20 protein-coding genes and 1 riboswitch are annotated in these 20,966 nt (G+C 61.4%); of the genes, 14 read left to right on the top strand and 6 right to left on the bottom strand.

Annotation, left to right across the window (positions count from 1 at the left end):
* The first annotated feature begins 106 nt into the window (after positions 1–106).
* The gene (locus ABSB13_RS03240; RefSeq protein ID WP_428105466.1) at positions 107–757 is read left to right on the top strand and encodes an aminotransferase class IV; all 651 of its coding nucleotides are present in this window, start codon (positions 107–109) and stop codon (positions 755–757) included.
* Positions 758–897: 140 nt separating this feature from the next.
* Here ABSB13_RS03240 and ABSB13_RS03245 read toward each other — a convergent pair whose 3' ends face one another.
* The 3 genes from ABSB13_RS03245 to ABSB13_RS03255 form a co-directional block, all read right to left on the bottom strand.
* Positions 898–1,821: a glycoside hydrolase family protein gene (locus ABSB13_RS03245; protein ID WP_428105468.1), complete on the bottom strand. Its 924-nt coding sequence runs from the start codon at positions 1,819–1,821 to the stop codon at positions 898–900.
* Between the two features lie 150 nt (positions 1,822–1,971).
* Positions 1,972–2,331 carry a VOC family protein gene (locus ABSB13_RS03250; RefSeq protein ID WP_428105469.1) on the bottom strand — a complete coding sequence of 120 codons (360 nt, stop codon included), beginning with the start codon at positions 2,329–2,331 and terminating at the stop codon, positions 1,972–1,974.
* A 440-nt stretch (positions 2,332–2,771) separates the two neighbouring features.
* Entirely contained in the window at positions 2,772–4,028 is a 1,257-nt protein-coding gene (locus ABSB13_RS03255; RefSeq protein ID WP_428105471.1) for a CaiB/BaiF CoA transferase family protein, read from the bottom strand.
* 494 nt (positions 4,029–4,522) lie between these two features.
* On the opposite strand from ABSB13_RS03255, the gene ABSB13_RS03260 reads away from it, so the two are divergent.
* The 4 genes from ABSB13_RS03260 (at position 4,523) to ABSB13_RS03275 (ending at position 9,132) form a co-directional block, all read left to right on the top strand.
* The gene (locus ABSB13_RS03260; protein WP_428105472.1) at positions 4,523–5,317 is read left to right on the top strand and encodes a UDP-2,3-diacylglucosamine diphosphatase; all 795 of its coding nucleotides are present in this window, start codon (positions 4,523–4,525) and stop codon (positions 5,315–5,317) included.
* Positions 5,314–6,570: a glycosyltransferase gene (locus tag ABSB13_RS03265; protein WP_428105474.1), complete on the top strand. Its 1,257-nt coding sequence runs from the start codon at positions 5,314–5,316 to the stop codon at positions 6,568–6,570. The genes ABSB13_RS03260 and ABSB13_RS03265 overlap by 4 nt, the downstream gene beginning before the upstream one ends.
* Before the next feature lie 33 nt (positions 6,571–6,603).
* Entirely contained in the window at positions 6,604–7,380 is a 777-nt protein-coding gene (locus ABSB13_RS03270) for a hypothetical protein (RefSeq protein ID WP_428105476.1), read from the top strand.
* Positions 7,381–7,614: 234 nt separating this feature from the next.
* Positions 7,615–9,132, top strand: a complete 1,518-nt coding sequence (locus ABSB13_RS03275; RefSeq protein ID WP_428105477.1) for an AAA family ATPase — start codon at positions 7,615–7,617, stop codon at positions 9,130–9,132.
* Between the two features lie 165 nt (positions 9,133–9,297).
* Here ABSB13_RS03275 and crcB read toward each other — a convergent pair whose 3' ends face one another.
* Together crcB and ABSB13_RS03285 are read right to left on the bottom strand one after the other, a co-directional pair.
* A complete protein-coding gene (gene crcB / locus ABSB13_RS03280) occupies positions 9,298–9,672 on the bottom strand; it encodes a fluoride efflux transporter CrcB (protein WP_428105479.1) in 375 nt (124 codons plus the stop codon).
* A gap of 1 nt (position 9,673) precedes the next feature.
* The gene (locus ABSB13_RS03285; protein WP_428105480.1) at positions 9,674–10,978 is read right to left on the bottom strand and encodes a DUF190 domain-containing protein; all 1,305 of its coding nucleotides are present in this window, start codon (positions 10,976–10,978) and stop codon (positions 9,674–9,676) included.
* A gap of 152 nt (positions 10,979–11,130) precedes the next feature.
* Positions 11,131–11,200, bottom strand: a riboswitch (Fluoride riboswitch).
* 81 nt (positions 11,201–11,281) lie between these two features.
* On the opposite strand from ABSB13_RS03285, the gene eno reads away from it, so the two are divergent.
* Complete coding sequence (gene eno / locus ABSB13_RS03290) at positions 11,282–12,592, top strand: phosphopyruvate hydratase (RefSeq protein ID WP_428105481.1); 1,311 nt, start codon at positions 11,282–11,284, stop codon at positions 12,590–12,592.
* Positions 12,593–13,023: 431 nt separating this feature from the next.
* Here eno and ilvD read toward each other — a convergent pair whose 3' ends face one another.
* On the bottom strand, positions 13,024–14,697 hold the full coding sequence (gene ilvD / locus ABSB13_RS03295; protein ID WP_428105483.1) for a dihydroxy-acid dehydratase: 1,674 nt from the start codon (positions 14,695–14,697) through the stop codon (positions 13,024–13,026).
* A gap of 397 nt (positions 14,698–15,094) precedes the next feature.
* On the opposite strand from ilvD, the gene ABSB13_RS03300 reads away from it, so the two are divergent.
* From ABSB13_RS03300 to ABSB13_RS03335, 8 genes are all read left to right on the top strand, one after another.
* Positions 15,095–16,342 (top strand): tyrosine-type recombinase/integrase, encoded by a 1,248-nt coding sequence (locus tag ABSB13_RS03300; RefSeq protein WP_428105484.1) that lies wholly within the window; start codon positions 15,095–15,097, stop codon positions 16,340–16,342.
* Positions 16,339–17,175, top strand: coding sequence for a hypothetical protein (locus ABSB13_RS03305; RefSeq protein WP_428105485.1), 837 nt, complete (start codon positions 16,339–16,341; stop codon positions 17,173–17,175). Before ABSB13_RS03300 ends, ABSB13_RS03305 begins: the two co-directional genes overlap by 4 nt.
* Before the next feature lie 51 nt (positions 17,176–17,226).
* Complete coding sequence (locus ABSB13_RS03310) at positions 17,227–17,469, top strand: helix-turn-helix transcriptional regulator (protein WP_428105487.1); 243 nt, start codon at positions 17,227–17,229, stop codon at positions 17,467–17,469.
* A gap of 340 nt (positions 17,470–17,809) precedes the next feature.
* The gene (locus ABSB13_RS03315) at positions 17,810–19,306 is read left to right on the top strand and encodes a DUF3631 domain-containing protein (RefSeq protein WP_428105497.1); all 1,497 of its coding nucleotides are present in this window, start codon (positions 17,810–17,812) and stop codon (positions 19,304–19,306) included.
* Between the two features lie 2 nt (positions 19,307–19,308).
* The gene (locus tag ABSB13_RS03320) at positions 19,309–19,764 is read left to right on the top strand and encodes a TubC N-terminal docking domain-related protein (protein ID WP_428105488.1); all 456 of its coding nucleotides are present in this window, start codon (positions 19,309–19,311) and stop codon (positions 19,762–19,764) included.
* A gap of 79 nt (positions 19,765–19,843) precedes the next feature.
* Positions 19,844–20,074: a hypothetical protein gene (locus ABSB13_RS03325; RefSeq protein WP_428105490.1), complete on the top strand. Its 231-nt coding sequence runs from the start codon at positions 19,844–19,846 to the stop codon at positions 20,072–20,074.
* 67 nt (positions 20,075–20,141) lie between these two features.
* Complete coding sequence (locus ABSB13_RS03330) at positions 20,142–20,330, top strand: hypothetical protein (RefSeq protein ID WP_428105491.1); 189 nt, start codon at positions 20,142–20,144, stop codon at positions 20,328–20,330.
* 40 nt (positions 20,331–20,370) lie between these two features.
* A complete protein-coding gene (locus tag ABSB13_RS03335; protein WP_428105493.1) occupies positions 20,371–20,733 on the top strand; it encodes a hypothetical protein in 363 nt (120 codons plus the stop codon).
* Positions 20,734–20,966 lie beyond the last annotated feature (233 nt).

Raw genomic sequence — 20,966 nt, forward strand, 5'->3', positions numbered from 1 at the left:
AGATGCGCTGCGCAGATTTTCGCGTCTTCCCGCTGCGGGGGCAGGGGCCGCAGCCCCTGCCCAAGGAGGTGCGGAACCCACGGTGGGTTCCGCATATAATCAACTTGTGGCTGCTGAACCGGAATTCAGCCTGATTGAAAGCATCCTCTGGACGCGGTCGTCCGGCTATGTGCTCCTGCAATACCATCTGCGGCGCCTGGCGTCGTCGGCGGAATGCTTGGGCTTTGTCTGCGACTTGGGCGAGGTCGCCCGCATCCTGCAAGGCTCTGCTGCTAACCTGTCCGCCGAGCCGTTCTGGAAAATTCGATTGATGCTGGCGCGGGACGGCACGCTATCGGTATCCGCCGCCCCAATCGAACTACCTACTCACAAGGAACCTATCCCACGCGCGGTGATTTCCACCATCGCGGTTTCCAGTGCGGACCCTATCATCCGCCATAAGACGACCCGGCGCGCCTTGTACGACGCCGAGCTTAGGATCTGGTCGGCTCGAACGGGATGCTTCGACGTCATCTTCGTCAACGAACGCGCCGAAGTTACCGAAGGCGCGCGCACCAACGTGTTCATCCAGCGTGGCGCGGCTATCCTTACGCCGCCGCTCGAATGCGGGCTGCTGGACGGCACGCTGCGGAGATGGATGCTCGATAGCCAAGTGATTCCCACGCGTGAATGCGTGTTGACGGTGGCGGACTTAAGCTCGGCCGATCGGATTTTTCTCGGCAATTCCGTCCGCGGCCTCCTCGAAGTCCGTTTATAGCACCGCCTACGCCCACGATTCTTCTGAGCTACGCCCCGTTGCTTGCGCGCGTCGGATCCCGGACCAGGACTCGTTGCGCATAGCTCCTACCTGCGCGATGCGGTCCGATCGCGGCTTCGGACTGCGACCGGGCAGCGGCACTACGTCGACGCGATCGCCACGCCGATCCTCTCGGCGCCGAGGAACCAGCCGCTCCGGGCGTTGTAGTAGATGCGTAGCTCTCGGCCGCTGCGCGCGACGTCGAGCTGATAGACGAACGCGCGCTTCCACCCGCTCCCTTCCGGCCTGATGATCGGCCCAGGATCCACCTGCGTCCATGCGAAGCCGTCCGTCGACGCCAGCATCAGGATCGCCGAGCCGGTCGCGCCCGCCGCGTCCCGGTAGATCCCGTTCTGCAGGCCGACGAAGCCGTCGCCGTCGCGGAAAACCTTGATCGCGCCCGCCCCGAGGTTGCGATACGGATCGTCGCGCGAGGGCGACAGGATCGGCTGCGCGCGCTTGCGGAACGGGCCCTCCGGCGAGTCCCCCTCGGCCACGCCGATGTAACGCGGTTCGATGAACAGGCAATCCCTGAGGAAGACTGAAGCGGCGCTGTAGTAGAGGAGGAAGCCCGATCGCCCCTCGACGAGGCACGGGTTGCCGGTCACCGCCGGCAATCGGCCCTCCCACGCCATCGAGGGCTCGAGAACGATGCGGGGCGCGCTCCAGGAGACGAGGTCGCTCGACGTGCGCAGCTCCACGACCGAACGGCGCAAGCTCAAGTAGTGCTCGTAGAAGAGCAGAAAGCGGTCGCCGATGCGCCGTACGCATGGCCGCATCCCCCCGAACAGAACGTGACTCCCGCGCGTCCAGGCCAAGCCGTCCGCGCTCGTGAAGTGGTAGATCCCCCTAAGCCCGTTCGCGAAGAGGTGCCAGCGCCCGTCCGGCGCCAACTCCGGGGCAAGCACCGTGGGGTCCGCGATGATCCACTCGGGCCAGTGCGGTTCGATGAGCGGATTGCCGGGGTAGTCGCGAAACGCGCTCCACTCTGGCGACGGTGTGTATGCGCTCGCGATCGCTGTCATGGCGAGTACGGTCCTTTCACCAATGTCGTCCTGCTCAACGCCGCATCGGTCCCGACGCGATCCTTCGCGGGCATTAACCTACTTCGCTGACCCAATGTGGCGGGGTTGGATGAATCATTTTATGGGGAATTGTATCGATGACAAACATGGCTACAGTTCGATCACGTGCCCGTCAGGGTCGGTGACATAGGCGTAGGGGCTTCCGGGCTGATGCTCTCCGCGCTCAACCAGCGCGCCGCCGGCGGCGATCACTTCCTCAATCGCGCGGTCCAGTTGGCCTCGGTCAGCCAGGCGGAAGCCGAAATGGTCGATATTGCCGGCGCCGCGAGCCGCGTCCGGGCTTTGCTGAAGGGTGATCGTGTCATGGGTGCCGGGCGGCCTCAGAAAGACCAGGCCGGGACCGTCCCAGAATATTTCCTGCAAGCCGAACACCTTCTCGTAAAAGGCCTTTGCCCGGTGGATATCGGCGACCAACAGGTTGATATGCGTGAGGCCTTGCGTTTCAATCACGGCGCGTATGGTCCTTTCACGAGTATCGTTCTACTCAACGCCGCGTCGGTCCAGCGGCGCTGCTTGACGCGCTAACAGCTACCCGCAGTTCGCCCGGATAAGTCTCTGACCTTGATTCATCCGGAATTTCCATTTTCAACCTTGAATCGGATTAGCACCGGCACCGGGCGTTCTGCAAATACGAAGTGCGAGCCCGGTTTTGAGTGCAAGGGGCTTTCCAGCGCGCCGCAACTATCCTTACGCCGCCGCTCGAATGCGGGCTGCTGACCGACATGCCTGCACGCTAAGATGCACGGGCCGCGCCCGCCAACGGCGGGCGCGGCCTTAACATTGGGTGCAGGGGTCACCCCTGCCGCCCACCGCGCAGGTGATTCTTCCTTCATGCTGCGCGCGACAACGGAGCGCGGCCTTAATACTGCGTGCAGGGGTCACCCCTGCGGTCACCTCTGCCTTTCGAGCGTCGGATCTCGCACCAGGATTCCATCGGCGTAGAGCTTGGCAATCCGCTCCGCCGGCATCTTAAGCAGCTCGCGCAGTATGCGCTCGTTGTCCTCGCCCAGTCTCGACGAACGCACTTCCGTCCTGTCTGGCCATGCCGAAAACTTCACCGGCACACCCGGAATCGCGACCGTGCCCAAAATTGGATCCTTGACCCAGCGAACCGTCTTGCGCTCGTTGAGATGCGGATGCTTTACGGCTTCGTTGACCGTCAGCACCGGAGCGCACGGCACGCGTTCAGCATCCAGCGCGGCGATCGCGTCGTCGCGGGTCGAAAAGCGCGTGAGCCACTTCTCGATCACGTCTCTCAGTTGCTCCTTGTTGTCGCGTCGTCCGCGCGCATCCTTGAAGCGCGGGTCGGTTGCCAATTCAGGCATCTTAAGCGCCCGCACCACCTGCGGCCATTGATGCGGTGTCGATACAATCAGAATGTATTGATCGCCCCGGAAATGAAAAATGCCGGTGGCGCCGCCGTCGGGATGCAATGAGCCGGTTCGCGTCGGACGAAACTTGTCGCCGCGCAGCGACACGATAGGCACGCTCTTCTCGTGCATGTGGAAGTAGGTATCCAGCAGCGACGCGTCGAGATACTGGCCTTCTCCCGTGCGCTCGCGATGCAACAGCGCGAAGCCGACCGCCATCGCCGCGGCGACCCCGGTTGAAACGTCGCCGATCGCCATCGTCGTCAGCGCCGGCGGCCCATCGGTCTGCCCGATTCCGTCAGTAATCCCGGCATAGGCCTGGCCGATAAAATCGTAACCGGCCTTGACCGACAGCGGTCCGGTCTGCCCCGCCATCGAAATCGAGCACATGATGATTTTCGGATTGACCGCCTTGATGTCCTTGTATGCAAATCCGAGCCGGTCGATCACTCGCGGCGCGAAATTTTCGACTACCACGTCGATCTGCGGAATCATCGACATCACGATCTCGCGCGCTCCGGGTTTCTTCAGATCGATCGCAAAACTTAGCTTTGAGTGGTTGTGCTGCAGATAGTAGGTGCCATGGCTCGAGTTTTTGAATTCCGGCGCGCGCGACTTGAGCCCGTCGGCGCGGACGCGATCTCCAGCCGGCGCGAGTTCGACCTTGATCACTTCAGCGCCCATCTCGGCGAGGATTCGCGTGCAGGTCGGCCCCGCGACGAACTGCGTGAAGTCCAGAACCCGGTAGCCTTCCAGCATTTGCGGCTTGTTCGGCATTAATCACTCATCTCCAAGTCTGTACGGATGCCCAAATCCCGGTATTGGTAATCGTCAGCGCCGCGCCAGTTGGCGCGCGTTAATCCCAGGCTATGCGCAATTATATCGCAGTAAAGCTGGTTTGCGTAAATGGCGGCGCCGCTTCGACATCTACGACCATGCCGGCGAAGTCCGTCGCCCCACATTTCCGCGCTCGATGCTCAGGTTTTTCCGAGGGCAAGCCACGCGGCATCAAATAGCTAATCCTCAATGTAGCCGTCCGTTAATATGCGAGTAGCAACTTGCTAATGCACTTATCATTCTTTCCTATCTCACTCTTCAGCCGCAGTTCACTAATTGTGTAGTTATCGAAGTTCCGATCTGATTGCATACCTGAAGGTAGAGTCCCGATACGGAATGTCGGATCGATCGGTGAAGGTTGATCGGCGGATTGCAGGCGGAAGGAACGCTCGTGTTGCCGTCAGTCGAGGCAAAATGGGGAGGAGGAGTAGGCTATGGTTCAACCCAGATATTACCGGGCGATCTGGATCTCCGATTTCCATCTCGGAACCCGTGCATCCAAGGCCGGCTCGTTACTCGATTTTCTGCGCCATCACGTTGCTGAGACCCTTTACCTCGTCGGCGATATAGTAGACGGATGGAACTGGGGACCTGCGTGGCACTGGAGTCCGGTTCAACAGGAGCTGGTGAATGAGATCGTGCACTGGCGCCGGCGCGGCGCCAACGTGGTATTCCTCCCGGGAAATCACGACGAGTTCAGGGTCAGCCTCGTTGAAGAACTTTTCGGCCCGATCCCTTCCACGAGTTCTTTAATCCACACCACCGCCGACGGCGCCAGGATGCTCGTGACCCATGGGCATCAATTCGACGGCTCGCTCAATCCAAATCGCCTGCTGCCGATCATCGGATCCTACGCGTACGGGCGAGCCCAGCGGATCCACGACTGGTACCATCGTCAGTCCGGACAGGAAGGGGATGAAGGCCGCTCGTTTTCCGACTATTTCCGTTACCCCGCCCGCAAGGCCGTTGAGTTTCTCACTGACTTCCGGGATCGAGCTGTCCTTGCAGCCGCGCGCGACCACAAAGCCGACGGCGTGATCTGTGGACATATTCATCGCTCGGATCATCGGTTGATCGGAACCATCTTGTATGTGAACGACGGTGATTGGGTGCAAAACCGGACGGCGGTCGTGGAAGAGCAGGACGGGACGCTGCAGGTCATCCGTTGGAGTGGCCTACACCAGAACATTTCGGTTTCCGAACCGATGTCGGATGGGGTGGCGTCGTGACAACTTATCGTACTGAATCGACTAATTACCCGGATGCACAAATCGATCTGATCTACTTCGACGCGGGTGGCGGACACCGCGCTTCGGCAAGAGCACTGATATCGGCGGCTGAACAACAGCATCGTTCCTGGCAAATCAATCCAATCAACCTGCGCGACCTGCTCGAACCGGCCGACGTGATCCGGCGCCTCACCGGCGTTCGCGTGGAAGACTTCTACAACTCGCAGCTCAAATACGGCCTTACCATCGGCACCGGCCCGATGCTGCGGATAATGCAGATGGTGATTCGGCAAATCGAGCCGACGATGATCAAGCTGCTGGCGCGCCATTGGCAGCGCTCGCAGCCCGAGCTTGTGGTCTCGATGATCCCCAATTTCAATCACGCGATTTTGGAAGGCCTGCGGCAAGCCGACGCGATGCGGTCACGGTCGGAAACTCCCATGGTCACGATTCTTACCGACCTGGCCGACTGTCCGCCGCACTTCTGGATCGAGCGGCAAAAGCAGTACCTGGTTTGCGGCACTGCTACCGCGGCCAGGCAAGCGATAGCTATGGGACATGACCGCGCGCGCGTGTTTCGCACCTCGGGAATGATCGTGCGTCCCGAGTTCTATAGCCAGATGGAGCTAAGCCGCGAAGCCGAGCGAATCCGACTGGGGCTCGACCCCGAATTGCCGACGGGTATCGTGATGTTTGGCAGCTACGGCTCGAGCCAGATGACAGCTATCGCGAGAAGAATCGAAACCGCCCGGCTCAACACCCAGCTTATCTTTGTATGCGGTCACAATGACAAGCTGCGCGAGCATATCGAAAGCATGAAGCTGTCCTATCCCTTTCATTGTGTAGGCTTCACATCAAAAATCCCGTACTTCATGCAGCTGGCTGATTTTTTCATCGGCAAGCCCGGTCCGGGTTGCATCAGCGAAGCGCTAGTTATGGGTCTCCCGGTGATAGTCGAGCGCAACGCCTGGACGATGGTGCAGGAGCGCTTCAACACCGATTGGATCGCGCAAAATCAGCTCGGAATAGTGTTGCCTTCCTTGCGCCAGATTGCCCTTGCGGTTTCGACGATGCTGGATCGCGAGCAGTTCCTCCGCCTGCGCGCCGGCGTAAAAGCCCTCGACAACCGTGCGGTGTTTGAAGTCCCCGAAATTCTGGCGGCCCTGATTTCTCACCATCGAGCCGCAAACTCGGGATTCGGGCACACTCCGACTGCGGCCCAATTCGCACCGGAAGTCCACCGGAGTGCCTGACCAGCAATTCTGCCATTGCCCTTGAGCCGGAGTTTGAAAACGACGCTGCTGGTCGTGGTCGCGCTGGCCGCCAACGCGGCGGTTTGGGGGAACGCGGTCGCATCCGGGCCGAATTCCAGCGGCGCCTTCGATTTCGGCGCGCTCGAGTTGAAGGTCTTGAGTCCTGACGGGAAGCAGACGATCGGATATACGCGTTTCACGGTCTTGCATCACAACTCAACCGAGGAGGTTAAGGGCGAGACCAGATACCTGGACGGCGATCACGATAATGAAAGCGAACGGCTATACGTCGGAAACCCGGACTCCATACCCAGACTCGATACTTACGAGCACTCGTTTTTCAACCCCGACGGCACGCTTCATATGGTCGACACGCTTGACGCCAAATCCGGCGTTACCTCGTGCGCGAGCTATACAGCCGACAAGGTAACAGTGCGTAAGTCGCAGCTCGAGGTCCCAGCCGATTCTTTCGCCGGCGCGTCCGAACTGATGATGGTGGTCGCGAGTCTTAGGCATGGAATCCGTGAAGTCAAATTCCATGCGTTCGCATGCGTGCCGGGACCTGCGATCTTCAGCGTCGCGACGTTGCTTCCGGATCGACCGGAGCATTGGCCTCTATACCCGGGCGATCTCGTCCGCCTCGATATGCGGCCCGATCTGGGAGTTTTGAATCTGTTGCTCGCGCCGTTCATGCCAACGATGGACGCGTGGTTCAATCCCAATGACAATTGGAACTACGTCGGCGGCGAGTTTGACCGCTATTTCCGCGGGCCTCACGTGCTGACGCTGCGGGTCTCGCCGGCGGATTGAGGCTGCTCGACGCGCTGCGCGCGCAACCGGATTAAGAATGCAATGACGCCGATGGCCATGCTCGGTTTTAACCGGCATGTGTTAATTTGGATTCATTCGCTGCGCTGGTGGGTCCGCCGCGTGGCTCCCGTCCCGGCGCGTGACCGGTGGACTCGCGACCGCTATGATCTGAACCGGGACATCTGAGGGTGCCGAAGGAGTCGAGCGCAGGCTCACAACTCTCGCGATTTTTCTATGAAGAATTCTACAAAGCCTCAGCCTGTTGAGAGCCGCGCGGCAAAGACGCTGCGCGAGATCTTCCAGTCAGGACGGCCGCTCACCTATATCCGCTCCGCCGAGGAGCAGCGAATCGGAAGGCTGCTGCGCGAGGTCGGCCGAACGTTGTACGCGTCCGCACCGGTGCCCGTTTGGACCTGGAGCCTCACCCAGGGATTGCTTCGCGATGACGCAGTAGCCCAGAGCGGCACTCTCGATCCTCGCGAAGCTCTGGACTTCATCGCCGCCCACAAGGACGCTGCCATCTTCCATCTCAAGGACTTTCACGAGCCGCTGCGCGAATCTCCGGAGGTCAGGCGCCGTCTTCGAGACCTGTACGAAAGCTGTCTCGATCAACGCAAATTCGTAGTCATCAGTTCCCCGGTGCGATTCGTTCCTGAGGAGATCGAGCGCGACATTGTGTATCTCGAGCTGCGGCCGCCTGATCTCATCGAACTGGTCGAGCTTTTGCGCAGTGAGGCTCGGCGACTCTCGGCGCCCGACGCGAGCGAGGAAACCCTCTACCAGCTCGCGCGCGCCCTGCAGGGAGTCACGCTCCAGGAGGCGCGCCACGCGGTGCGCCGTGCTCTGGCGGTGAGTCCAACCCTCGGCCCCGAGTCGTTACCCGCCCTGCTCGAGGAAAAGCGGCTGCTCGTCAACCGCGGCGGCGTCATCGAGTTTGTCGCCGACAGCACGAGCATCGGCGAGGTCGGCGGCCTGGAGAAGCTCAAGCAGTGGCTGCTGGAGCGTCGTAAACTGTTTCAACTCCGCGAGAGCCTCAGCACTGACATCGTCCCCAAGGGCGTTCTCGTCATGGGCATCCCGGGCTGCGGCAAAAGCCTCTGCATCAAAGCCATCTCCTCGCACTTCGAGCTTCCGCTCTATCGAATCGACATGATCGAGGTCTTCTCCGGCAGGCATGGGGAGCCTGAGGGAGCATTCGTCCAGGCCTGCAAGACGCTCGAGGATATGGCGCCCGCGGTGGTTTGGTTCGACGAGATTGAGATGGGGATTTCCTCGGGCGATCCGGGCGGCGAGCAGGGCAGGATCTTCGCCTTCTTTCTGACCTGGATGCAGGAGAAGGCGCGCGGTCTCTTCGTCGCCGCCACCGCAAACCGGATCGACCTGCTTCCCGCCGAGATGATTCGCAAAGGACGTTTCGACGAGGTCTTCTTCGTTGACCTGCCGCTGGTTGCCGAACGGATCGAGATCTTGAAGATTCACCTCGGCCGCCGGGAAATAGATGCGAGCAAGTTTGATCTGGAACGATTGGCGGACTTTATGAAGGGCTGGACCGGCGCCGAGATCGAGCAGACCGTCGTATCTGCACTGACCAGGGCGCGGCTCAAGGACCATGAGGTTACCGAGCAGGATCTCTTCCTGGCCGCCGGTGAGCTGGTTCCGCTGGCGCGCACCATGAAGGAGCAGATCAATCACATTCGTGCCTGGGCGTTCGAGCGCGCCGTCCGCGCATCTCCCATTCCCAGCGGCGGGTAACCCGACGCGCAAATCGTTCGACTGATAGGAGACTCCTATCGGCCTTGCGGCCTTGGTAGGGGTCGTCAGGCCCTGCTCAGAGCAAAGCAGTTCTAGTGAACCCCATCGCTGGTCTTCGCTGACTCCTACCAGCCGTCCTTATCATTCAATCGCGACCGGGATGGGTCATAGCCAGCTTCCCAGTGCGATTCCCCCGATTGCGGCGAGACCTCCGGTGATCACACTCCCGAGAAGATATGCCGCGCCCAGCAGCATCTCTCCGTCTTGAAGCAAGCGAACCGATTCGTACTCAAAGGTCGAGAACGTCGAATAACCGCCGATGAAACCGACCGCGACGAAAAGGCGCAAATGCGGGTTGAGGCTGACTCGCTCCTGAGCAAACGCCAGGAAAAAGCCGATGATGAAACTTGCAGTGACATTGATTGCGAATGTTCCGTATGGGAACGCACTCCCAAAGCGAGCGGCAATCCAGCCACCTACCAAATACCGCGTCGCCGATCCGATGCCGCCGCCAATCGCAACCAGAACAACCGCCAACACCCTACAGCACCTTTCCCGCTTCGCTTCGCGCGAGCAGCGCCCGCATCATTTCGGTTCGCCCCACGATTCCAACCAGCGCGCCTTCAGCGTCCACCACCGGCAGACGCTTGACGCGCTTTTCCGCGGATAGCGCCAGCGCGCTGACAACCGGCATTTTCTCGCGGACGGTGATCACGTCCCGCGTCATCAGTTCTCTGGCAAACCGCGCGCGAAGCTTTTGAATGTGTTTGCGGGCCGGTCCGCTGATCCTCTCAATCGGGACCTTGGAGACCAGGAGTTCCATCACGCCCGGCCAACTCTCGCGGCTTACTTTCGAAATCAAATCGGAGTCCGCGATAATCCCTGCGACGTGCCGCTTGTCATCTATAACCACCACCCGCTTGTGCGACGACGACACCAGCAGCTCGAAAACTTCTTCGATGGTTGCCGATTCGTGCACGCTCGGAACGTCGCGTGTCATCACGCCCTCGACCGTCGCATCCGGGCCGGCGCTGCGGGCCTCGGGGTGCCACTCGGACAGATGGACCGCCGCGATCGTGCTCAACACATCAAGCCGGCCCAGGATGCCCACCAACTTTCCATCGCTATCCACGACCGGTAGCCGCTTAAGATGTTTTTCGACCATGACTTTGGCAGCTCGTCCTAGAATGGTGTCGGGAGCAGTCGTCACCACCTCTCGCGTCATCACCTCCGACACTTTGCGGTTCGCGTTCTCCAGCGATTCGTGAAGCTCGCGCACGTAATCCAAATCGGTGGCCTTCTTCAGACTGATCGTGACGTTCATCCCGCCTCGTGTCAGGAGATCGTTGTCGCTGACCATGCCGACCACTTTCCCGTCATTGTCCACCACCGGCACGGCGCTGAAATCCTTGTCCAGCAGCAGCTCTACGACCTCGGTGACGGGGCTGTCGGGATGCACCGTGGCGACCTCGCGGCGCATTACCTCTCCGACCTTCACGTCGGGCAAACCTTCCTTGAAGGGAACTCCGGATTGAACGATTTCCACCTCCGCAACCGTGATCAGTGCGTTCGGAGCCATCTCCCGGATCGGACCAAGCACCCGATCGATCCGATCGGGGCGATCGACAACTGTGATCACGATTGGCTGGTCGAAGGACAGCCGAAGGATCGCCGCCGTGTGAATCAGCGATGAGGCCCCAAACCCCGCCACTCCGCGCATCGCGGTCGCGCCGCTACACCCCTCGCGCCGGAGCATCTCGATGATCGCCATGTACAGCGCCTGGTGATGGTATTGATCCGTCTCGCCGAAATAGATCGTGACCTGCTTAGCCCTTCCGGTGAACATCGATCGCTGCCCTCCTGGCGTTGTGAAAGCGCCGGCGCGCCCTTGCAAACCGTTCTTGCGAAAGCGTATCAGATTGCAAGATGCTGCCGATAAAAAAAGGACCCTGTAGCTTTCGGTAGAGCCCTTTAAAAAAAAGCCCCTACTCGTGTTCAACACCAGTAGGGGTCATCAGCTCACTCAAGCGGGAGCGGTTGGCGGTGGAACCCCATCACCGATTGCGCCTAACATCAATGTATCGACGTGACCGGTGAGTCAAGAACCGCGTCACAAGTTTCGGATGAATTGGAGCGCCCGGAGGCCGTAATGGAAGCGTCAACTGCAATCGCCACTGTGCATGCCAGGGAGATTCTGGATTCCCGCGGGAACCCGACCGTCGAGGTGGAAGTCCGCTTGCAGGATGGCTCACTCGGCCGCACTGCTATCCCGTCGGGAGCGTCCACCGGGTCGCATGAGGCCTGCGAACTGCGCGACGGCGATTCGCGCCGCTACGGTGGCAAGGGTGTTCTCAAGGCAGTCGCCAACGTCTGCGACATCATCGGACCGAAAATCCGGGGCCTCGATGCAGCCGCGCAGGCCGCTCTCGATCGCGCATTGATCGACCTGGATGGAACCGAGAACAAGTCACGGCTCGGCGCCAACGCAATCCTCGGCGTCTCGCTCGCCGCGGCGCATGCGGCGGCCGCGTCGCGCGGGCTTCCGCTCTATCGATACCTGGCGCCCGACTCAAACCTCTTGCCCGTGCCGATGCTGAACATCCTCAACGGCGGCCGGCATGCGGAATCAGGCGTCGATTTCCAGGAGTACATGATTGTGCCCGTCGGCGCCCCGAGCTTTGCCGAGGCCTTGCGGATGGGTGCCGAGATATTTCACGCGCTGGCCGCCGTGCTCAAGGCGCGCGGCTTTCCCACCACCGTCGGCGACGAGGGCGGCTTCGCTCCCCGCCTGCGCAGCAACGAGGAGCCGCTTGAATTGATTCTGGAAGCCATGGTGAAAGCTGGCTATCGTCCGGGCGAGGACGCCTGGATCGCGCTTGATCCTGCGTCCAGCGAGTTCTACGAAAACGGGAAGTACGTTTTCGCGCGCTCCGACGGAAAGTCGCGCGACGCCGAAGCGATGACCCGGCTTTACTCCGACTGGGTCAGCCGCTATCCGATCATCTCGCTGGAAGATGGACTCGCCGAGGACGACTGGGCCGGCTGGGAACTGCTGACGCGCGAGATCGGAGACCGCGTCCAACTTGTCGGCGACGACATCTTCGTTACCAACCCGGTCATGATCCGCCGCGCGATCGCCCAGCATGTCGCCAACTCCGTGCTCATCAAGCTCAACCAGATCGGGACCCTCACCGAAACCCTCGACGCGATGCGCGTCGCACGAGACGCCCGATACACCTGCGTGATCTCTCATCGCTCCGGCGAGACCCCCGACACTACCATCGCGGATTTCGCAGTCGCGACCGCCGCCGGACAAATCAAAACCGGCTCGGCCTGCCGCGGTGAGCGCGTGGCCAAGTACAATCGGCTGCTCAATATCGCCGAAGATCTCGGCGCGAAAGCCGCCTATGCGGGATACGGATCGTTTCCCCGCCAACCAGCGGGGATAGCTCGCAAGTGAGCGGCGCTCGCTGAGAGATAGTCTGGGATGGCGGTGGAGTTCGCCCACCGCGCAGGTGATCTTGAGCGGAAGTTGCTGAAGTTGAGCCGAAGCTCTGAGCGCTGGCGAAGGGGAAGAATCCCGGATCCTTCCTTTTCTGTCATTCTAGAGCGGAGTCTGCGAAGCGAAGAATCTCGAATCCGGGTTCCTTCGCTTCGCTCAGGATGACTCAAAAAAAGTCCTAACAGGCCGTCAGGCCGCATCTTTTCTTTTCACCGGGTGCACGGCTCAGCCCTGCCCATTGTGTAGTCGCGAAAAGATGCGCTGCGCGGATTTTCACGTCTTCTCACTGGGTGCAGGGGTCAGCCCCTGCCGCCCGCCGCGCAGGCGATTCTTCCTTTCGGTCAGTCGCAATCGCGCGACCTTGGCCCGGACCGACGACGAAGCCGCGGCTAATCCGTCACTGCCCCGACGCTGCTCGATGACACCTGGGCGGCGTACTTCGCCAGCACGCCTCGCGTGTATCGAGGCGCGGGCGCCCGCCATGCGGACCGGCGCCTCGCGATCTCCGCTTCGGGCACATTGAGCGTAAGCAGATGCTTGTTCGCATTAATCGTGATCGAATCACCTTCGTGCACCAGCGCGATCAGTCCGCCGACCTGCGCCTCGGGCGCGACGTGTCCCACGACCAAGCCGTAGGTGCCGCCCGAGAAACGGCCGTCGGTGATCAGGCCGACCGCGTCGCCCAACCCCGCGCCGATAATCGCCGACGTTGGCGACAGCATCTCGCGCATCCCCGGTCCGCCCTTCGGTCCTTCGTAACGAATTACCAGCACGTCCCCGGCTTTGATCTTCCCCGCGAGGATCGAACTCAGACAGTCCTCCTCGCATTCGAATACGCGCGCCGGTCCCGTGATGTGATGGCTTTTGATCCCGGTGATTTTCGCGACCGCGCCTTCGGTGGCCAGGTTGCCTCTCATGATTGCCAGATGGCCCTGCGGATAGACCGGCTTGTCCCACTGATGAATAACCGCCTGGTCCACGCGCGGCGCATCAGGGACTTCAGCCAGGTTCTCCGCAACGGTTTTCCCGGTAATCGTGATCGCGTCGCCGTGCAGAAGCCCGCGCTTCAACAGCATCTTCATCACCTGCGGGATACCGCCGGCGCGATGCAAATCGGTCGCGACGTACGGTCCCGACGGCTTCAAATCGCACAGCACCGGCACCCGCTGTCGAATCGTCTCGAAGTCGTCGATAGTCAGCGGCACTTCAGCTGCGTGAGCCATCGCCAGCAGATGGAGTACGGCGTTCGTCGATCCTCCAACCGCCATCACGACGGAGATCGCATTCTCGAAGGCGTTGCGCGTCATGATCTGTCGCGGGATCAATTGCGTGTGGATCGCTTGCACGACGGCCTGCGCCGATTTCGCGGCGCTGTCGGCCTTCTCGGCATCCTCCGCCGCCATCGTCGACGAATACGGGATGCTCATGCCCATCGCCTCGATCGCCGACGACATGGTGTTCGCCGTGTACATCCCGCCGCAGGAACCCGCGCCCGGACACGCGCGGCGCTCGACCTCAAGCAATTCTCGCTCGTCGATCTTGTGCGCGCTGAACTCTCCAACTGCTTCGAACGCGCTGACGATCGTCAGGTCGCGGCCGTTGTAATGCCCCGGCTTGATCGTTCCGCCGTAAACAAAAATGGCCGGGATGTTCATCCGCGCAATCGCCATCATCGCGCCCGGCATATTCTTGTCGCATCCGCCGATCGCAACCACGCCGTCCATCGACTGCGCGCTGCACGCGGTCTCGATCGAGTCGGCGATCACCTCGCGCGAGACCAGCGAGTACTTCATTCCCTCGGTGCCCATCGCGATGCCGTCGCTCACCGTGATCGTTCCGAACACCTGCGGCATCGCGCCCGCCGCCTTGAGCGCGTTCTCCGCCCGCTGCGCGAGCACGTTCAGACTGATGTTGCACGGGGTGATCGTGCTGTACGCGTTGGCCACGCCAACAATCGGCTTCTGGAAATCAGTGTCCGTGAAGCCAACGGCGCGCAGCATCGCGCGGTTGGGCGAGCGCTGAACGCCCTCGGTAATGGTTTTGCTCTTGAGATTTTCCCGCATGATGTCCTGTCCTCAGTTGAAGGATCGCTGTCACTCCGCCGATGTCTGAGAATCCAAAAGTGATCGATTTAATTGGTGGAGCTGACGCGGATCGAACGCGCGACCTCCTGAATGCCATTCAGGAGTACCCCAATTTCTGCCGCTACCGCCCGCAACCCCATGAAACCAGCTTGAGCGCATAAAGTCCCTCTGCCACAGTCGATTCACGGTTTTCAGCCGGTTGCGCGCCATCTCGGACGGTTTCAGGTAGTGTTGGCTTTTCTGTTACCTATGTGCTACCTAAGAAGGGGTGACTGATTGTGCGGGTTCAATCGCCTACTCCCTTAGGTAGCACATAGAGAGGGGGTTTATCGAGGCGCTGTTACCTAAGAATTTTGGCGAACAGGGAGAAGGGATCATGCGAGCAAATCTAACCGACGTTTTTGTTCAGAGCGTGAAGGCTCCTGAGCGCGGGCAAGCCGAATACTGGGATCGCAAGGAGCGCGGCCTTGGCTTGCGCGTCTCTCAGGGCGGCCGGCGCACTTGGACCTTGCTGTATCGGCTACCGACCGATGGGCGTCTGCGACGGTTCACGCTCGGAACGTATCCGGTTTTGAGCCTCAAGGACGCGCGGGAACAGGCGCGGGATAAGCTGGCGGACGTGCAGAAGGGCGCCGATCCGGTTCTTGAAAAGCAGGAGCGGCGGGCGGCGGATGACTTTGCGCGGTTGTGCGAGCGGTACATGGCTGAACACGCATTGAAGAAGAAGCGGCCGAAACCCGCGCGCGAAGATCAGCGGATCATCAACAAAGAGCTACTGCCGCGATGGGGGAGCCGGAAGGCTGGCGACATTCGGCGTATGGACGTGATCGAGTTGACTGACGCTATCGAAGCGCGCGGCAAGGGCACGATGGCAAACCGCACGCTGGCCCTTGTATCGACGGTCTTTGCTTTTGGCGTGGACAAGGGGGTGGTAGAGGCGAACCCGGCGTACCGCGTAAAGAAGCCGGGCGAGGAGCGCACGCGGGATCGGGTACTGAACGAGGGGGAAATCCGGGCACTGTGGACCGCGCTCGAAAGCGAGCCGCTTAAATGGCGCGCGATCTTCCGGCTCGCCCTGCTCACGGCGCAGCGGCGGAGTGAAATTACCGGGATGCGATGGGATGAAGTTGATCTTGATGGCGGCTGGTGGACGATTCCAGCCGAGCGGGCAAAGAACGGATTGGCGCATCGCGTTCCCCTTGTCGGCGAAGCGGCGCGCATCGTCCGCGAGCTTGCCAGGAAGCCGCACGATCCGGTTTTCGTTTTCCGCGGCGGGCGCGTCGATCGACCGATCGCTAACCTGCAAAAGCCGGCGCGGCGCTTGAAGGTCAAGAGCGGCGATGAATTACGCAAGGCTATCCCGTCGGCGCTTCCCGACGGTCAGCCGGTCGATTTTCGATTTCACGATCTACGGCGCACGGCCGCGAGCCTTATGACGGGGAGCAAAATCCCGCGCCTGGTGGTGAGTAAAATTCTGAACCATGTCGAGCGCGGGATTACCGCCGTGTACGATCGGCACGCCTACGATTCGGAGAAGCGCGGCGCGCTCACCCGATGGGATGTGAGGCTCCGGCAAATTCTGACGGGCAAGGCGGCAGCGAAAGTTGTAGAGCTCAGGGCATGAAGGCGGCGAAGCGGCGCGGGGATCCGCGCGCGGGCAAGCCCGCTCCGGTGCCCGTCCCCGATCATCCCGCTTACGATGATTGGCTCGATCAGCTCGCGGCCGCGCTGGCCGGCTATCCCCGCGCGGAAAATGAACCGGACGAAATTATCGAGTGGGATCGCGCCATCGATCCCAAGACCGACCGCACGCGGAAGTTCAAAGCCGTCCTGCCGAATTTGCGGAAACTGCGGCCCGCGACGTATTGGATCGAGAGGGCCGATCCCCACTTTCTCGAGGAAATCAAGGACTCCCAATCCTTCCGCGATTGCGTCGCGGCGCGATTCGGCGAAACCGCCTTGCTGAACGCTCTCGCGATGATCGCCGGCCGCCGCGATTTTGAAAATTTCCCCGGCGCGGATCGGATTCGCGGTCTCGATGCTCTTGTCGAAGAACTACATGGGCGACTGAAGGAGTTGGAAATTCAGCCCGGCGGGGCGTGGATGCTTAATGCGCTGAGGACAGAAATCTCCGCCAGCCGTGCAGCGTTAGAACGGCTCCTGCCGCTGGTGGAAACCATTGTGACGCTGGAACGAAGCTATCGGGCGGCCCTTGCGCGTTATCGCCCCGCACGGCCGCCAACTCCGGGAAAGCGTGATCGACCGGGACGCCGCCCGGCGATGGTGGAAAATTTGTTTATTGAGTTGATGCCCCGGCTCGCGCCGGACGGCTGCAAGCACGATCGCGAACTGGCAAAGTTGTTCAACGATCTGTTTGAAAAGCAGATTGATGAGGACAGCTACAGGCGCCGCCGGGAGCGTTTGGAGTTGGAAATTCGGACAGAAGGGTGTCGATAGCCTAACTATTGCCCGCTGTTCGCGCGCGCTCATGCGGTTCAGCATGAGCCCATGAGTACTTCAAAGAGTCCCGACAAAAATCTCGATCGGTTTCTTCGCGAGCCTGAAATCCGCGCGCTGACCGGTTTGAGCCGCACTACTCGATGGCGGCTCGCGCGCGAAGGCAAATTTCCCGCGGCCGTTCAGATTACCGATCGGGTTGTGGGCGTTCGCGAATCGGCGCTCCGCACTTGGCTCGAATCGCGCCGGGTGAAGGCCGATGCGGCCGGCGCGGAACAGGCGGCCGCGCGATGACCTTTGACACCATCCTTGCGCGGCTCGAAGGCGCGCGCCCGTGCGCCGGCGGATGGGTTGCGCGATGCGAACGCTAAAGGCGGCCGACACGCCGGCCACTCCGGCGTCGTCGTGCGCGATGAGCGCAGACGCCGACAAAGCCGATCTCGATCGGGCGGCGCGGGAAGCGGTCGCCGGGCTCAAGGGGCCAGACGGCGCCAAGGCGGCAAAGCTGCTCGAACTCGCGCGCGAGCTGATCAAGGCCGATCCAAAGCGCGCCCGCCTCGAACGCCTTTCGGCGGCGATCACGGATGCGATCGAGAATTGGGATCGTGACCCTGCATTCGCCTATTTGGCTGACGTGCACGCCCTGCCGGCCGCCGTAAAATCCGCAACGATCTCACTGGCGGTCGAAGCCGCGATACAAGAGCACATCGAAGAAATCGTGAGGCACCTTCGCGCGCTCGAACCAGCCGAATACGAACTCCGCCGGCGTTCCGAAGCGGGGCGCCTCGGCATCCGCACTGCAGCCCTTGACGATCTTGTGCAAGGCACGGAAACCGAAAAGGTGGCGACCGGCTCAGGTGCCGCCCTCGATCTCCACGATCCCGACCCGTGGCCGCAACCCGTCGATGGCGGCGCTCTGCTCGATGAACTGGCGGCGGCCTTTCGCCGGTTCGCGATCCTGCCACTGGGCGCTGACGTGGCGATCGTCTTGTGGGTTCTCTTTACGTACCTGATCGCCGTGTTCGATATCGCGCCCCGGCTCGGGATCTCATCCCCGGCGCGCCGCTGTGGCAAAACCACGCTGCTTAACGTGCTCGCCCACCTAGTACCCCGCCCGCTGGTTGCCTCGAACATCAGCCCGGCCGCGATCTTCCGCACAATTGATGCTGCGCGGCCGACACTGTTGATCGATGAAGCCGATAGCTTCGCACGCGAAAACGAGGAGCTGAGGGGAATCCTAAACAGCGGCCACTCCCGCGCGAGCGCGTTTGTGGTTCGCCTGGTATCGGTCGCCGATGATTTTGAACCGCGCAAATTTTCGACCTATACCGCGATGGCGATTGCGCGCATCGGCCACCTTCCCGCAACGCTTGAAGACCGCGAAATCACGCTCGCGCTTCGGCGCCGTCTGCCGTCCGAGCGGATTGAGCGATTCCGGCGCGAGCACGCGGCGGCGCTGGCGGAGCTTGCGCGGCGCTGCGCACGCTGGGCGGCGGATCATGCTGAGGCGCTCAAAGATGCTGACCCCGCCGTGCCGAGTGAACTTGATGACCGGGCGGGCGATAACTGGCGGCCCCTGCTCGCCATCGCCGATGCGGCCGGCGGCGAATGGCAGGAGCGCGCGCAAGCAGCGGCGCTCCTGCTCTCAGGAGCCGATGTCCGACCCGAAGGATCGATCGGTGTCATATTGCTTGGCGACCTGCGATCCATTTTTGCCGAGCGTGAGGCTGACCGGCTTGGCTCCGCTCAAATTTGCGAAGCCTTGGCCGCGATGGAAGGCCGGCCGTGGGCCGAATACCGCCGCGGCCGGGCCATGTCGCCGAACCAACTGGCGCGCGCGCTCCGGCCATTCGATGTAAGCCCAATCACTGTTCAACTCGCGGACGGCGCCAATCTGAAGGGGTACAAGGTCGGCGATTTCAAAGAGGCGTTCACGCGCTACCTGCCAAACCCCGATTCAACCCGTAGAAGCGTCAAAACCCTTGGGCCACAAGGGGGAAGTGATGATTTTCAAACCGTCAACGGACGTGATGTTGACGGTTTGAAAAACGCTGCCAACCCCAACGGGGACAGAGGTTTTGACGCTTCTACGGTTGAAAAGCCCCAAACCGTCGAAGCGGAGAGGTTTTGAAGATGGAAGCCGGAACGCTACTCGCAAAACTCACCGAACGCGGCATCGCGGTTGAGGTGGACGGCCCTGACCTGGTTGTGCGGCCCGGCTCGCGGTTGACTGATGCTGATCGCGCTGCGATTCGCTCGCACAAGGCCGACCTGTTGGCCGCGCTCAAAGCCGACCAAGAGCGCACCGCGACCGGCCATCTCGAATATCTCGGCCGGCTCGCGCAAGCGCCGGGCGGGCCGATGCCGACTTTGCCGACCATGAAAATCGGCGCCGGCGACGTCACCGCCGGGATGATGCTGATCCGAATCTGCCGCGAAAATTCTGTAGGACTGAGACTCGATCCTGACGGAACGTTGGTTGTCGAAAGCCACGGCAGGGCTTGGCGCGCGCTGGTCGATGATCTCGAACGCCACGTCGATGAAGTCGCACAGCTAATCGAGGCGGGCTGGTGCCCGTTTGATGCGTGATGGAGATGAGCAGTCCGGGAAATTCCAAGCACAAGCAACAGGGCGTGATGCCCGACAACGTGGAAGGAGAGGCGGAAAAATGAAGGACCGAAATGTTTTCGAGAAAGCAGCGCACGCGATCATCGCCGATGCGCTCGCCGAGCGCCCGGAGCAAATTTTGCGTGAGGGGATGCCCCGCCTGGCCGCGCTGGTCGGCCGCGACTCGGCGCGAATTGAGGCCGGATGCGCGATGCTCGCGCAGGCGCGCGACAAACTGGTCGAGCTCACACGCGCGGGCGACTCGCTCGCGCTACGCGGCGCCCTCGATTAGATCGAAGCCGAATTTCGACAGCGTTTTACACTGTAGGACAAGCGACCCAAGAAGGAGGAAACCGAAAATGGAATCGAGGCCACCACCAAACGCAGCATCATCCGCAACGCCCGCGCCTGCGGCGCCACAACCGGATCGGCCGCCGGACCTGAGCCGCGCTGCGATCCCCGATCACGTCGAGTATGAAAAACGGTTGCGCAAACTCGTTGCCGAAGCCGAGCGCAAATATGGCCGATACGGCGAGCGCCGGGGATAGGGCATCGCCGCAAAACCCGATAACAGGAGTTCAAAAAGTCATGGCCGATGAATCCAAATCCGATCCACAAAACCCGCAGGAAAAAATCTTGGCCGAGTGGGCCGCCTTTGCCAACTCGCTCCGCGAGAAGGCCAGTGCGGCCGTCGCGCTCGGCACGTTCTGCGCGGGGCTCGATCGTATCCGCGAATTTGTAAGTAAGTGTCCGAGCACGGTCTGGACCGCGCGGAGCACGCTGAACGCGAGATGGGGCGAGCTTGAGGCAAACCTTCGGCTCGGTCACGCTGGCGCCGTCGAATTGATCATGGGACAAATTCTCGCGACGGTCCGGACCGCGGCTGTCCCTTTCGATCCGTATATCTCGCGTAAAATCCCGCTGCAGAATCACAACCTGCCGGGGCGATGAATGAGTATAGGCATTGGCCGGGCGGTGCGCGCGCTTGGGTGAATGGCTCCCCGCTGAACACTTGAGCGCCGGCCGCTCCGGCCGATAGTCTCACAAGAGGCTCCCGCGATGAAGAGCATCCCAAAAAGACGCATATCGATCGCCGCCTTGCTCGGCTCCATCGTGATCGCCGTTGCCGTTCCGAGCGCCCACGCTCAAGACCACCAGGCCGATTTCGATCGCGGATTCGAGCA

This window comes from Binatus sp. (SeqCode) (assembly GCF_050013435.1).
In the GTDB taxonomy this organism is placed as follows: Bacteria; Desulfobacterota; Binatia; order Binatales; family Binataceae; genus Binatus.